This is a genomic window from Phyllobacterium sp. SYP-B3895, assembly GCF_009647635.1.
In the GTDB taxonomy this organism is placed as follows: Bacteria; Pseudomonadota; Alphaproteobacteria; order Rhizobiales; family Rhizobiaceae; genus Phyllobacterium; species Phyllobacterium pellucidum.
In genome coordinates this window covers 1,033,562-1,046,118 of record NZ_WJIG01000003.1, presented here as the reverse complement: position 1 = coordinate 1,046,118, position 12,557 = coordinate 1,033,562, and the positions used below count along the sequence as shown (strand labels likewise).

Sequence of the window (12,557 nt, the reverse complement as noted above, 5' to 3'; positions counted from 1 at the left end):
CGCCGGCCTGGCCCTGGTCGAGCAGCTTGCGGAACATTTCAACGCCCGTCACCGTCGTCTTCGAGGTCGGACGGATGCCGATGATCTCGACTTCCTCGCCAACCTTGACGATACCGCGCTCGACGCGGCCCGTCACAACCGTGCCGCGGCCCGAGATCGAGAACACGTCTTCGATCGGCATCAGGAACGGCTGGTCGATCGGACGTTCCGGCGTCGGAATGTACTTGTCGACTTCCGCCATCAGCGCGCGAACCGCGTCTTCGCCGATTTCCTTGTTGCTGTCTTCAAGCGCGGCAAGCGCCGAACCCTTGACGATCGGAATGTCGTCGCCCGGGAAGTCGTACTTCGACAGAAGCTCGCGCACTTCGAGTTCAACGAGCTCGAGGAGCTCGGCGTCATCGACCTGGTCGACCTTGTTCAGGAACACGACGATGGCCGGAACGCCAACCTGGCGGGCCAAGAGGATGTGCTCGCGGGTCTGCGGCATCGGGCCGTCGGCAGCCGAAACGACGAGGATCGCGCCGTCCATCTGCGCAGCACCGGTGATCATGTTCTTCACATAGTCGGCGTGGCCGGGGCAATCGACGTGGGCATAGTGACGGTTGGCCGTCTCGTACTCGACGTGCGCCGTCGAGATCGTGATGCCGCGCGCCTTTTCTTCCGGCGCTGCGTCGATCTGGTCGTACGCCTTGTACTCACCAAAATACTTCGTAATCGCTGCCGTCAACGACGTCTTGCCATGGTCAACGTGACCAATCGTGCCAATGTTGACGTGCGGCTTGTTACGTTCAAACTTGCTCTTAGCCATAGCTGTCGTTCTCTCGTCATCACAACCGGCCTTGCGCCGGAACCATGTTTGTAGCTCAGACGAGACAGCAAGCCGTCCGTCAGCACATTCACCCGCTCAATCGCATGGCGATCGACCGGGTTCTGTCCAAGCTTGCTCGTTCATATGGAAAACACATGAGCGAAGTACAATGCTCAAGACAAAAATCGAAGAGCACCTCTGCGCGTTTTCACGCACATGTGGTGCCCCCTGAAACTGGAGCGGGTAGCGGGAATCGAACCCGCATATTCAGCTTGGAAGGCTGCTGCTCTACCACTGAGCTATACCCGCACATCATGGTGTTGGTCCCGGCGGATGGTGGAGGGGGTTGGATTCGAACCAACGTAGGCCAAGCCAACGGATTTACAGTCCGTCCCCTTTAACCACTCGGGCACCCCTCCGGTCATCGCCGATGGAACCACACCATAAGCACTCTCTCAAGCAGCCTGCCTGCGTTTGCCCTGGCCGCTGCTTGCGGAGGGCCTTATGCCGACTAGCCTACGTGGTGTCAACAGGTCACGGCAGAAAATGAATGGCTTGTTGAAACAAGCTGAAGAAATCTGCCTATCATGCCAGCAATGCCCGCGATTTTTGCCGAGATGTCTGTATCGCACCCATTGTCAAAAGGGTATATGTCCGGCCATGACCGAGCAAAAACCATCCCGAACGCCCAAAGATTCCCACTATGCGACGCTGCGTCGACAGTTTCGCGACCAGAAGGCAGGCGGCGCGCAGCAACCACAGCGCAGCCGGCGTCCCGCGGCGGAAGGCTCACAAGCGCCTGAAGGCCTCGTGCGGCTCTACGGGCTGCACACGGTGCGCGCGGCGCTCGACAATCCCAACCGACAGATCAAGCGCATGCTCGTTACGAAGAACGCTCTGGATCGCCTCGAGATCGGCGATTCGTCCGCGCTGCCTTTCGACGTCGAAATCGTCGATCCGCGCGCCATTGACCGCGAAACGGGCTCTGAGGCGGTGCACCAGGGCGTGATGATCGAGGCGAAGCCGCTCAAGGCACAATCCTTGAAAGCGCTGCAGGAGAGTTCGCTGCTATTGATTCTCGACCAGGTGACCGATCCGCACAATGTCGGCGCGATCATGCGCTCTGCCGTTGCTTTCGGGGCCGGCGCCATCATTACGACCGCGCGGCACAGCCCGCAGGAATCCGGCGTCCTCGCCAAGGCGGCGTCGGGAGCGCTGGAACTCATTCCGCATATCGAGGTCCGCAATCTTGCGGAAGCGATTGGCGAGTTGCACGAACTCGGTTTCACGACGATCGGGCTCGATTCGGAAGGTCCGCTTGAACTCGAACGAACGATGCAGAAGGGTCGAATTGCCCTTGTTCTCGGCGCAGAGGGCAAGGGGCTGAGGCAAAAGACGCGTGAGACGGTAACCCACCTCGCCCGGCTGGACATGCCGGGCGCGATCAAGTCGCTCAACGTTTCCAATGCCGCCGCGATCTCGCTTTACGCCGCGCAGCGCTTCCTTGCCGGCGATTCCGCTTAGATAAAAAGCCGCATTCGAATATAATCCGCGTCAGCAGTGTTCATCCTGCTCCAGTCGTCCCAAGTTCGGAGGGCTGGAATGGAGCACGCCCATGCTGCGCAACAGCAAAGAATCATTTGGCCTGATATCGATCCTGTTTCACTGGATCATCGGCCTCATCTTCATCGGCCAGATCGCTCTCGGCTATCTGATGGTGCGGATGAGCGATTTCACCCTCCAATTCAATCTCTACCAGTGGCACAAATCCTTCGGTTTCCTGATTCTCGGACTGTCTGCCCTCCGTCTGCTGTGGAAATCGGCCAATCAACGTCCGCGTGATCCCGCAACGCTGGGCCCGCTGGAGCGGGTGGCCGCGCATGGCGCGCACGTCATTCTCTACCTGAGCCTTTTCGTCGTGCCGCTGACGGGCTGGGCGATAGCCTCGAGTTCTCCCCTGCGGATACCGACATTCATGTTCGATCTCGTCGTCATACCGTCCTTGCCACTCGCGATTTCGGATAGCGCCGAGGCATTCTGGTCGGCGAGCCATGCCTGGCTTGCCTATCTCTCGGCGGCCGTTGCCATGCTGCATATTCTCGCGGCGCTCCACCATCACTTCTGGAAGAGGGACACAATCTTGCTGCGCATGCTGGCTCCAGGGGCCGTGCGAAACGGCGGCCGGCACGCAACCTGACAGGATCAAAAATCATGGAAACGAAACATGCGATTCTATCGGCGATCTCCGGCGCAAGCATTGCCGCGATCGTCGCCCTCACTCCAACGTTCGTGACAGCCGACACGCTCTCCGACGTTGCCGGACGCTACCGTATTCAGCCCTCCTCACGCGTGGGCTTTACGGTTTCGCAGGTTGGCGGCGGCGGCATCACGGGCGACTTCAAGAAATTCTCAGGCGTCTTTGCCTTGAACAGTTCCGATATAAAGCGATCCGAGATCGACTTCACGCTGTATCCGGAGAGCGTTTCGACCGGCGAGGCCCGGGTTGAAAGCTTCCTCAAATCCGACGCGGTATTTGATTCGGCAAATTTCCCGACCATCACCTTCAAATCGACGCAGATTACCCAGACCAGTTCCGATACCGCCCAGATATCGGGGATCCTGACGGCGCGCGGCAAGAGCAGTCCGGCAAATTTCCAGGCAAGTCTCGCCGATCACGGCAAGAACACCATCACCTTCCACGTGCAGGGTAAGCTGCTGCGGTCTCGCTATGGCATGGATGTCGGCACGCCGATTTATTCAAACGTCGTCCAGTTCGACATGACGATACGCGGACAGCGTTCCTGACAGAACGAAATGCGCTCGTTACACCGCCTTTGCCGCGGCTCGGCCGGCGGTGCGGCCGGAAAATATGCAGCCGCCGAGGAACGTCCCCTCGAGGGAATTGTAGCCGTGCATGCCACCGCCGCCAAAGCCTGCTGCCTCACCGGCCGCATAGACGCCTGCGAGTACCTCGCCATCCGCCTTGAGCGCTCTCGCGCTAAGATCGGTCTCGATGCCGCCAAGCGATTTGCGGGTGAGGATATTAAGCCGCACCGCAATCAGCGGACCATGCTTGGGGTCGAGAATTTTGTGCGGTGGCACCACGCGCACGAGGCGATCGCCGATATAGTTGCGCGCCCCGCGTATCGCCATGATCTGCACGTCCTTCGTGAAGGGATTGTCAACCTCGCGGTCGCGCGCTTCGATCTCGCCGCGCAGTTTCGCTTCATCGATGAGATTGTCGCCGGTAAGGGCGTTCATCCGGCGCACCAGATTGCCAAGATCCTTCTCGACGATGAAATCCTCGCCATTGTCGAGGAAGGCCTGGACCGGTGCCGGTACGCCTCCAAGCGCCCGTTTCAATACCTGCCGCCAACTCTTGGACGTGAAATCAGGGTTCTGCTCCGATCCCGACAGCGTGAATTCCTTCTTGACGATCGTATGATTGAGGACGAACCAGGAATAGTCGAACCCGCCTTTCATGATGTGGTCGAGCGTCGACAACGTATCGAAACCGGGCAGGCACGGAGCCGGCAGGCGTCTGCCTTCGGCATCGAACCATAGCGAGGATGGGCCCGGCAATATCCGGATAGCATGGTTGGTCCAGATCGGGTCCCAATTGTGCACGCCTTCCACGTAGTGCCACATGCGGTCGCTGTTGATCAGGTGAGCGCCGGCGCGCTCGGCAATCCCGAGCATAAGCCCGTCAACATGGTCGGGCACGCCGCTGATAAGGTGTTTTGGCGTGCCGAGGCGCCTTGGCCAATTACGGCGCACCAGATGATGATTACCGCCTATGCCGCCGCTTGCAACGATCACCGCCCCTGCCTTTAGCGAAAACGATGTGGAGACCGCGCGGGAACTCGGCTCGCTGCGCTTCACCTCGCTGGGCACGAGCACTTCGCCCTCGACGCCGTCGATCGTTCCGGCGCTCGACGACAGCGATGTCACCCGGTGCCTGAAGCGAAAGGAGACTAAGCCGCTGCGCTCGGCCTCCCGCGCCCGGCGGATGAAAGGTTCGACGACGCCGAGGCCGGTGCCCCAGGTGATATGAAAGCGCGGCACCGAATTGCCGTGACCCGTGGCGAGTGACCCGCCCCGCTCCGCCCAGCCGACGATCGGAAACCAGCGCATGCCCTGGGCATGCAGCCACGAACGCTTTTCGCCGGCAGCAAAGTCGATATAGGCTTCGGCCCACTGGCGGGGCCAATGGTCGTCCCGGCGGTCGAAACCGGCAGAGCCCAGCCAATCCTGCAGCGCCAGTTCACGCGAATCCTTGATGCGCAGGCGCCGCTGTTCCGGCGAATTGACGAAAAATAGGCCGCCGAACGAGCGCCAGGCCTGACCGCCAAGGGTTTGTTCCGGTTCCTGATCGACGATGATGACGCGCTTGCCGGCATCGGCCAACTCGGTTGCAGCCACCAAACCTGCAAGCCCCGCCCCGATTACGATGACATCCGCATCATACGCCATACTGATCTCCCCAAGGGCAAACGGGACCCGATTCGGATCGCCTCCAAGCCGCTTGCACCTAATTTTGCCCCGTGCAACCCAAACAAACTATTTATGTGGAGCGAGACGGCGTAAACCCTCCCCCAACCTTTTCCACTTATGCTATACTGCAATGGAACTTTTGGCCTCCGATCTAGTTAGGATGATATGAGCACAATTGTTGACTACCTACTCCCATGTTTGGTGTCATTCGCCCTCACTTACGGGATGCTCTATTTTGTCAGTACCGCACGTCCGCCGCAGCGCTAGCGGGTCCACTTCTTCACACCAACGAAGAGTATATCTGCCGTTGCATTCGAGGAATGCTATGGCGGTAGTCGTGCTCGGGTGACGGACCTGCTTCTGCTCCCATTTGCGCGTCTTAGACTATCGTTCAATACAGTTTGCCATAAACGAACTGTATTAAAGGTGGCGCAGGCGAATGAAGGATAAGAGCGCGTGACCTCCGCTACAGCGCATTCTATGAACCTCGATCGAAACTTCCTCAATCTGATCGAGGAGGCAACGTCGGTTCGTCATCACCCGCAGGTCCACGAACTGATCGGCCGCCTCGCGACAATCTACGAGCTGAGTTCCGTTGCCTATGTCGGCGTCAATCTTCCCGGGCCCGCTGGCGGAAATTGCTATGTCTCCACGACGTTTTTGCCGGATTGGATCGATCGCTATAACGATCAGAACTACTGGCAGCTCGACCCGGTCTTGAAGCAAGGCTTCTCGTCGATATTGCCTATCGATTGGGGCAAGTTCGACGTGACCAAGCCGCCATTGCGGCGTTTCTTTGGCGAAGCAGTGGAGTTCGGCGTCGGTAGGCACGGGCTCAGCTTTCCCGTTCGTGGCAGATATGGCGAAAAAGCTCTGCTTTCTGTTTCCAGCAATATGCCGCTCGGAAAATGGATCCGCTTCATGCCGTTCTGGACCCGCGATTTTCAGATCCTCGCTTTTCACATTCACCAGATGGTCCTGCGCGCCGAAGGCCACCGCGACCCAATGATAAAACTGTCGCCACGCGAGCTGGAGTGCCTGAAATGGTCGGCCGCCGGAAAGTCTGCGGGTGAAATCGGGACCATTCTTTCCTTGAGTGAAAAAACGGTGCGCTTTTATCAAGATCTTGCCCGGCGCAAGCTTGATGCAAAAAACCTTACCCACGCTGTCGCCAAGCTCTATTCGCTCGATTTACTCTGAGGATCAAAATACCCGAGTTCTCCGGTATGGCGCGGCCTTTGCCGTCGTCTAGACTGGCGCCGTATTAACGGGGTATTTCCCATGATTTATGTGATCGGCGCCGATGACTATATTTCGCATAACCATTTCCTCGACCAGATGTTTCGCCTTCGCGCCAGAGTATTCAAGGACCGCTTGAACTGGGACGTGCAAGTGCAAAACGGTCGCGAGATCGATCGGTTCGACACATTTGATCCGCTCTACTTGACCTCGATCAATGAACAGACCGGAAGGCTGCAGGGATCGCTCCGGTTGCTGCCAACCACAGGACCAAACATGTTGCGTGACGTTTTCGGCGCGCTCCTGCCCGATGGCGAGTTCATCGAAAGCCCGCTTATTTGGGAAAGCTCCCGCTTCTGCATCGACCCTGACCTTGCCGCCCCGCTCGACGGCCGGCTGAACAGCGTCACGACCGAGCTTTTTTGCGGTGTTGTCGAGGTCGGCCTCTTCGCCGGGCTGGACACCGTGGTTTCGGTCTACGATGCCCGCATGGCGCGCATTTTTCGGCGCGCCAACTGGGCACCGCGTTCCGTCGGCCTCCCCACATACTTTGGCGGCATCCTCACTCATGCCGGCATGTTCGAGATTTCGGACATCGCCCGCAAACGCCTGGTCAAAGCTGGTGATCGTCCCGACCCGGTGATCATGCAACTCAATCCCTCGCCCGCACTGTTCCTCAATGCACAGATGAGCAATCACCAATGAACGCCACGCGTAAAGAAAGTCTCGAATATATTGCCTCTTTGCTTCAGGAACTGGCGGATCTCGCCAAAGATCAGAAATTGCCGTTCCTCTCGTATCTGATAGAAATGGCCTACATCGAGGTAAGTGATCTGGTAAAGCAGCAAGTGTCTGGAAAGCACAATAGGCAATCAGATCGCTTCAACGGCTCCGACTTCCACTGAGCCGTATTCGACCAATTGCCAAGAGCGCCAAGGTGCGCAATGTGCTTAGTTGTGGGTCATGAAAGCTGCAACGCGGGAGAACATATGGCAACGGCGCGCAATGAAAATTTTGAACGACTTGAGGTGGCTAACAAAATCAGGATCGAGCTCGAGCGATTGAAAACAATCGCAGCGGCCGACGGCTGGTCGTCAGTCGTGACGCTCATTTCCATTGCGTTGGCGGAGGCCGAATTGCAGGTTGGAAGTTCGAGCCATTTGCTCACTCAAGGGGTTACATAACGGAAATTAAAATCGCCGACATGCGATTTCTAGAACGCGGCCAGAATACCTTCCAGCTCATTGAATTGGTAGGGTTTGCGCAGTAGCGGCCGATCGGCAAATTCCGGTGCGATATCTTCGAGCGAAAAACCGGATGAAAATGCAAAGGGAATGCCCTTATCGGCAAGCAAGCTGGCGATGGGAAATGAGTTTTCACCGTGCAGCGAGACGTCGAGGATCGCAGCGTCATATGCACCGGTTTCAACGAGGCCTATGCCTTCGCTCAAGGTAGAAGCAACATCCGGCACTTCAAAGCCCAGATCTTCCAGCATCTCCTGGATCATCATGGCGAGCAGACCTTCGTCCTCGACAACGAGAATTCTTGCCCCTTTGTTCACCGTCTAACTTTCCCCACTGTCACGATCCCACTATTCTTATCCAAGAACGTCTTTCAGTTTCAACGCCAGTTGATCGATCGTGAACGGTTTTGGCAGCAAATTGACGCCATGGTCAAGGACGCCATTGTGAACGATTGCGTTACGGGTATAGCCGGTCGTGAACAACACTTTTACGTCCGGCCGTTTCTGCCGCACGATATCCGCCAGTTGTCGGCCGTTGGTTTCGGGCAGCACGATATCCGTGAACAAAAGGTCGATATGCGGCAGCAACTCGATTTGCTGCAGGGCCTCTTTCGGTGTGCTCGCCTGGACGACGGTGTAGCCTAACTCACGCAGGGCATCGACCGTCATGTGCCGGACCTGCTCCTCATCCTCCACGACGAGGACAATTCTGGTGCCGTCGACAAGAGGCAGCGCCGTTTCCAGCGCATCTCCCGGTGCCGCGACATCCGCTTCGCCGTGATGGCGTGGCAGGTAGATTTTGACCGTCGTACCACGATCGATTTCGGAATAGATTTTGATGTGTCCGCCAGTCTGCTTGATATAGCCGTAGACCTGGCTGAGGCCGAGACCGGTCCCCTTCCCGGCGCCCTTCGTCGTGTAGAACGGATCGAACGCCCGCTCGATAACCTCCTTGGACATGCCGGTACCGGTATCGGTAATGCTGAGCATCACATATTGGCCGGGCTTAACCTCGTCATGCAGCCGCGCATAGCGATCATCAAGTTCTGCGTTGGCCGTTTCAATGGTCAGCTTGCCGCCACCGGGCATGGCGTCGCGCGCATTGATGCACAGGTTGATGATCGCGTTTTCCAATTGGCCGATATCCGCATGGGCCTTCCAGAGGCCGCCCGCCAGCACGGTCTCGATCTGGATATGCTCCCCGATCGTGCGGCGCAGCAGCTCGGACATGCCGCCGACGAGCTTGTTGCCGTCGACGGTCTCGGGCTTCAACGGTTGCTGGCGCGAGAATGCCAGGAGGCGGGCCGTCAAGGTCGCGGCGCGCTGGGCCCCCTCCTTGGCGTTCTGGATCGATTTTGCCAGGCGCGGATCCTCGGAGCCGGTGAGCCGTCGCGTCGCCATGTCGAGGCTGCCGATAATGATGGCCAGCATATTGTTGAAATCGTGGGCGACGCCGCCAGTCAGTTGGCCGATCGATTCCATCTTCTGCAACTGCCGGACTTTTTCCTGTGCCGCGACGCGCTCGTCCATTTCCGATCGCAGCTGGGCGGTACGGCGCTCCACTTTCGACTCCAGCGTCTTCGCGGCGTCCTCCAGTTGCTTCTGCAGGACCATCTGCTGCGCATGAGCAGCCGTAACCCGCTCCATCAGCGCAACGATGATCAACCCGTTGCAGAGAAAACCAATGAGTGCTGCCCATTGATCCGTGGTTTCAGGCAGGACGGAGTACACCGGATCGACAAAGAAATATTGCGCCAGGAACGCCGAAAGCGCCGTTGCAAGAACCCCCGGGCCCCATCGGCCGAGGAGGCTCGCAAGGAGAATCGCGGGATAGAAAAGCAGAAAATTGATGCCGCCGACATAAAGCCCGAGCCAGGCTCTGCAAACGAGCGAAACGGTAACGAGCACGACCGCAGTTGCGTAGCCGAGCCACGGACGCAGACGAATCGGATCGGTTGCAAGAAGCAAATTCATTTTTTGCAGATGCCCGGAAATATTCCCGGCCCCCATATTATACTAAGGATTGAAATGACACATGATTTGGCGCCCCGCAATAGGGCTGATCGCGCTGGTAAAACTTACCTGAAAGCCAAACTTGGGCAGGGTCTACACCCCAGCAGATCGTGGTGGTAACTTATATGCAATGTCCGTTGCTTAGCTTGGCAACTTGCACCCGGACCGAATAATCGAAAACAGCGGAGAATCTTTTGCAGAAGCTCAATCTTGCGGGGCTCGCCCTTCTGGCGCTCGGCTTTCAAACTGGCGTGTCGCAGGCGAAGAACATCTGCACCATCGTTGCCAATGCGTCCAATGGCAAAATCCTCGTGGAAAACGGCGATTGCAAAAGCCGGGTGACGCCAGCATCAACATTCAAGATCGCCCTGAGCGTCATGGGTTATGATTCCGGATTTCTCAAGGATGCCCACACACCAAGGCTGCCGTTTCGCGAAGGCTATCCGGATTGGCAAGGCGAGGACTGGAGACAGCCGACCGATCCGACTCGCTGGATGAAATACTCCGTCGTTTGGTACTCGCAGCAGATCACGCAGGCGCTCGGGGTCGATCGGCTGCGTCAATATGCGAACGCTTTCGGCTACGGCAACGCTGATTTTTCCGGCGATCCGGGTAAGAACAATGCACTGGAGCGGGCATGGATTAGTTCCTCACTGAAAATCTCGCCACTGGAACAGGTGCGCTTTCTTGAAAAGATCGCAAGCCAGAAGTTGCCAGTGGATCCGCGCGCCTATGAGATGACCAACAGGATCGTTGAAAGCAGCGAGGTGCCGGGCGGCTGGACCATCTCCGGCAAGACGGGAGGCGCCTACCCGCGCAAACCCGACGGCGCCTTCGACAGAAGCCGCGGCCTCGGCTGGTATGTCGGCTGGGCACGCAAAGGCGACGACACTCTGGTGTTCGCGCGGCTCACGCGGGACGAAAGTCGGCAAGCGACCTCGCCGGGGATTCGTGCCCGTGCTGCATTCCTGAAGGAGTGGCCGGCGCTTGCCGATGATTTGAAGCGTTGAGACGGGACGTACGGCCTCACGGGCTATTCGCCGCTATTTCTGGGCGGCGTTTCCGTCGAACAGGGTGCGGTACTGCCGTGGCTGCGACCGCAGATACTGGCTTGGTGCGGAAACCGTCTCGCCAAAATGTGCTGCCGCATGCCATGGCCAGCGCGGATCATAAAGCGCCGCCCTGGCAATCGCGATGAGGTCGGCATCACCGGTCACAAGGATCGCTTCGGCCTGTTCGAATTCGGTGATGAGGCCGACTGCGATGACCGGCATATGCGTCGCCGCCTTGACGGCGCGCGCAAACGGCACCTGGTAATTGGGACCAATTGCGATCTCCTGGTTGAATGCGAGCCCGCCGCTCGAAACATGGATGGCATCGCAGCCACGCTCTTCGAGGGCATGGGCGAAGGCGACCGTCTCTTCGATATTCCAGCCGCCTTCGGCCCAGTCTGTTGCCGACACGCGCATCGTGACTGGCTTCCCCGCCGGAAAGGCAGCACGGACTGTCTCGAAGATTTCGAGCGGAAAGCGCATGCGGTTTTCGAGCGACCCGCCATAGTCGTCCGTCCGTTTATTGGAAAGCGGCGACAGAAACTGATGCAGGAGATAGCCATGCGCGCCGTGGATCTGCACCGCCGCAAGGTCGAGCCGCGCCGCGCCCGCCGTGGCGTCGGCAAACGCCTTGCGCAATCGCGCCAGCCCGTCGCTGTCAAGCGCTGTCGGAACGTCGTAGCTGTCCTTGAAGGGAACGGCGCTGGGTGCAACCGTCTTCCAGCCGTTGGCATTGTCCGGCGGCAACTGGCTGCCGCCCTTCCACGGCAATTCGCTTGAAGCCTTGCGGCCCGCGTGACCGAGCTGGATGCCGATCGGCATGTCCGACCAGCGGCGAATGCCATCGAGGACGCGGCGCATCGCCGCTTCGCAGGCATCGTCGTAAAGGCCGACATCGCCGTAGGAAATGCGCCCCTCCGTCGTAACGGCGGTCGCCTCGATCGTCAGGAAGCCCGCGCCGGAATTGGCAAGGGTGCCGAGATGAATGAGGTGCCAATCGCTCATCTGCCCGTCTTGCGCGGAGTATTGGCACATCGGCGCAATGACGATGCGGTTGCTGAGACTTAGATCGCCGATCGACACGGGCGAAAAGAGCTTTGTTCCACTCATAGGACCTCCGAAAACCGCTTTATGTTCGAATGGCTTTGCCGCCACATGGTAGCGTAGTCCGGCACGGCTGGTAATGCACTTTTCGAACGCAGATAGTTCGATGATGTGCTGGAGAAGACCGGTTGCAGCGCGGCGGCGCGACCGTGCGAGACTTCGTTCTAGCGCTCCTTCGCTTCGCCGCCGGAATAGGTCAATCCACCGAGCACCGCAGCGACGAGCAATAGCGCTGGCACGTCGCCGAGCATATGACCGGAATGCGCACCGGGGCTGTAGGATTGGATCGCCATGATCAGCGCGTGCACGACACTCGACCAGATCGTAAAGTCGATGAGCGACCGATGTGCCATGGGATTTCGCGCCGCTCGAACCAGAAATATTCCAAGCGTCGCATAGATGCCCACGATCATCATGAAATAATGCGAAGCGGTCGGCGGGCCGTCATGCCACGCCCACCCTGACGGCCAGACAATCGCAAGCGGATAGAGGAGGCAAAATGCGACACCGAACACGACCAGGGCAATCTGCAAAATTTTCAGGCGTGACATGGGGCACTGCTTTGTTCAGGGAAAACGGCACGGTTTCGCGCTGCGGATGCTGT

At 58.5% G+C, this 12,557-nt stretch carries 14 protein-coding genes and 2 tRNA genes; 8 read left to right on the top strand and 8 right to left on the bottom strand.

All coding sequences use genetic code 11. From position 1 onward, the window contains the following. The 3 genes from GF108_RS17630 to GF108_RS17620 all read right to left on the bottom strand — a co-directional run. Positions 1-808 (bottom strand): elongation factor Tu (locus GF108_RS17630; RefSeq protein WP_153669408.1); only part of this gene is annotated, 808 nt, incomplete at its 3' end. Positions 809-1,043: 235 nt separating this feature from the next. After that, positions 1,044-1,117: transfer RNA gene (locus GF108_RS17625), tRNA-Gly, on the bottom strand. A 25-nt stretch (positions 1,118-1,142) separates the two neighbouring features. Next, a tRNA-Tyr gene (locus tag GF108_RS17620) sits at positions 1,143-1,227 on the bottom strand. A gap of 241 nt (positions 1,228-1,468) precedes the next feature. On the opposite strand from GF108_RS17620, the gene rlmB reads away from it, so the two are divergent. The 3 genes from rlmB to GF108_RS17605 all read left to right on the top strand — a co-directional run bounded on the left by rlmB (position 1,469) and on the right by GF108_RS17605 (position 3,613). Further along, on the top strand, positions 1,469-2,332 hold the full coding sequence (gene rlmB / locus GF108_RS17615) for a 23S rRNA (guanosine(2251)-2'-O)-methyltransferase RlmB (RefSeq protein WP_153669406.1): 864 nt from the start codon (positions 1,469-1,471) through the stop codon (positions 2,330-2,332). A gap of 91 nt (positions 2,333-2,423) precedes the next feature. Next, the gene (locus GF108_RS17610) at positions 2,424-3,005 is read left to right on the top strand and encodes a cytochrome b (protein ID WP_153669404.1); all 582 of its coding nucleotides are present in this window, start codon (positions 2,424-2,426) and stop codon (positions 3,003-3,005) included. Between the two features lie 14 nt (positions 3,006-3,019). Beyond that, complete coding sequence (locus GF108_RS17605; RefSeq protein WP_091921615.1) at positions 3,020-3,613, top strand: YceI family protein; 594 nt, start codon at positions 3,020-3,022, stop codon at positions 3,611-3,613. 18 nt (positions 3,614-3,631) lie between these two features. On the opposite strand, the gene GF108_RS17600 is transcribed toward GF108_RS17605, so the two are convergent. Next, complete coding sequence (locus GF108_RS17600; RefSeq protein ID WP_153669402.1) at positions 3,632-5,281, bottom strand: FAD-binding dehydrogenase; 1,650 nt, start codon at positions 5,279-5,281, stop codon at positions 3,632-3,634. 477 nt (positions 5,282-5,758) lie between these two features. Here GF108_RS17600 and GF108_RS17595 point away from each other — a divergent pair, with 477 nt between their 5' ends. From GF108_RS17595 to GF108_RS17580, 4 genes are all read left to right on the top strand, one after another. Further along, positions 5,759-6,502 (top strand): LuxR family transcriptional regulator, encoded by a 744-nt coding sequence (locus tag GF108_RS17595; RefSeq protein ID WP_153669400.1) that lies wholly within the window; start codon positions 5,759-5,761, stop codon positions 6,500-6,502. Positions 6,503-6,583: 81 nt separating this feature from the next. Then, positions 6,584-7,246 (top strand): acyl-homoserine-lactone synthase, encoded by a 663-nt coding sequence (locus GF108_RS17590; RefSeq protein WP_153669398.1) that lies wholly within the window; start codon positions 6,584-6,586, stop codon positions 7,244-7,246. After that, positions 7,243-7,446, top strand: coding sequence for a hypothetical protein (locus GF108_RS17585; protein WP_153669396.1), 204 nt, complete (start codon positions 7,243-7,245; stop codon positions 7,444-7,446). Before GF108_RS17590 ends, GF108_RS17585 begins: the two co-directional genes overlap by 4 nt. 84 nt (positions 7,447-7,530) lie before the next feature. Then, positions 7,531-7,725, top strand: coding sequence for a hypothetical protein (locus GF108_RS17580; RefSeq protein ID WP_153669394.1), 195 nt, complete (start codon positions 7,531-7,533; stop codon positions 7,723-7,725). 29 nt (positions 7,726-7,754) lie between these two features. Here GF108_RS17580 and GF108_RS17575 read toward each other — a convergent pair whose 3' ends face one another. After that, on the bottom strand, positions 7,755-8,102 hold the full coding sequence (locus tag GF108_RS17575; protein WP_370462204.1) for a response regulator: 348 nt from the start codon (positions 8,100-8,102) through the stop codon (positions 7,755-7,757). 36 nt (positions 8,103-8,138) lie between these two features. Beyond that, positions 8,139-9,758 (bottom strand): ATP-binding protein, encoded by a 1,620-nt coding sequence (locus tag GF108_RS17570; protein ID WP_153669392.1) that lies wholly within the window; start codon positions 9,756-9,758, stop codon positions 8,139-8,141. A gap of 233 nt (positions 9,759-9,991) precedes the next feature. Here GF108_RS17570 and blaOXA point away from each other — a divergent pair, with 233 nt between their 5' ends. Beyond that, on the top strand, positions 9,992-10,807 hold the full coding sequence (blaOXA, locus tag GF108_RS17565; protein ID WP_153669390.1) for a class D beta-lactamase: 816 nt from the start codon (positions 9,992-9,994) through the stop codon (positions 10,805-10,807). 33 nt (positions 10,808-10,840) lie between these two features. On the opposite strand, the gene GF108_RS17560 is transcribed toward blaOXA, so the two are convergent. Together GF108_RS17560 and GF108_RS17555 are read right to left on the bottom strand one after the other, a co-directional pair. Continuing rightward, positions 10,841-11,959, bottom strand: a complete 1,119-nt coding sequence (locus GF108_RS17560; RefSeq protein WP_153669388.1) for an NADH:flavin oxidoreductase/NADH oxidase — start codon at positions 11,957-11,959, stop codon at positions 10,841-10,843. 158 nt (positions 11,960-12,117) lie between these two features. Continuing rightward, positions 12,118-12,504, bottom strand: coding sequence for a DUF6632 domain-containing protein (locus GF108_RS17555; protein WP_153669386.1), 387 nt, complete (start codon positions 12,502-12,504; stop codon positions 12,118-12,120). Between the last annotated feature and the right edge of the window lie 53 nt (positions 12,505-12,557).

Coding starts and splice junctions, on each gene's coding strand:
- rlmB (WP_153669406.1), top strand. CDS start 1,469: ATGACCGAGCAAAAACCATCCCGAACGCCCAAAGATTCCCACTATGCG.
- GF108_RS17560 (WP_153669388.1), bottom strand. CDS start 11,959: ATGAGTGGAACAAAGCTCTTTTCGCCCGTGTCGATCGGCGATCTAAGT.
- GF108_RS17555 (WP_153669386.1), bottom strand. CDS start 12,504: ATGTCACGCCTGAAAATTTTGCAGATTGCCCTGGTCGTGTTCGGTGTC.
- GF108_RS17610 (WP_153669404.1), top strand. CDS start 2,424: ATGCTGCGCAACAGCAAAGAATCATTTGGCCTGATATCGATCCTGTTT.
- GF108_RS17580 (WP_153669394.1), top strand. CDS start 7,531: ATGGCAACGGCGCGCAATGAAAATTTTGAACGACTTGAGGTGGCTAAC.
- GF108_RS17590 (WP_153669398.1), top strand. CDS start 6,584: ATGATTTATGTGATCGGCGCCGATGACTATATTTCGCATAACCATTTC.
- GF108_RS17605 (WP_091921615.1), top strand. CDS start 3,020: ATGGAAACGAAACATGCGATTCTATCGGCGATCTCCGGCGCAAGCATT.
- GF108_RS17585 (WP_153669396.1), top strand. CDS start 7,243: ATGAACGCCACGCGTAAAGAAAGTCTCGAATATATTGCCTCTTTGCTT.
- GF108_RS17600 (WP_153669402.1), bottom strand. CDS start 5,281: ATGGCGTATGATGCGGATGTCATCGTAATCGGGGCGGGGCTTGCAGGT.
- GF108_RS17570 (WP_153669392.1), bottom strand. CDS start 9,758: ATGAATTTGCTTCTTGCAACCGATCCGATTCGTCTGCGTCCGTGGCTC.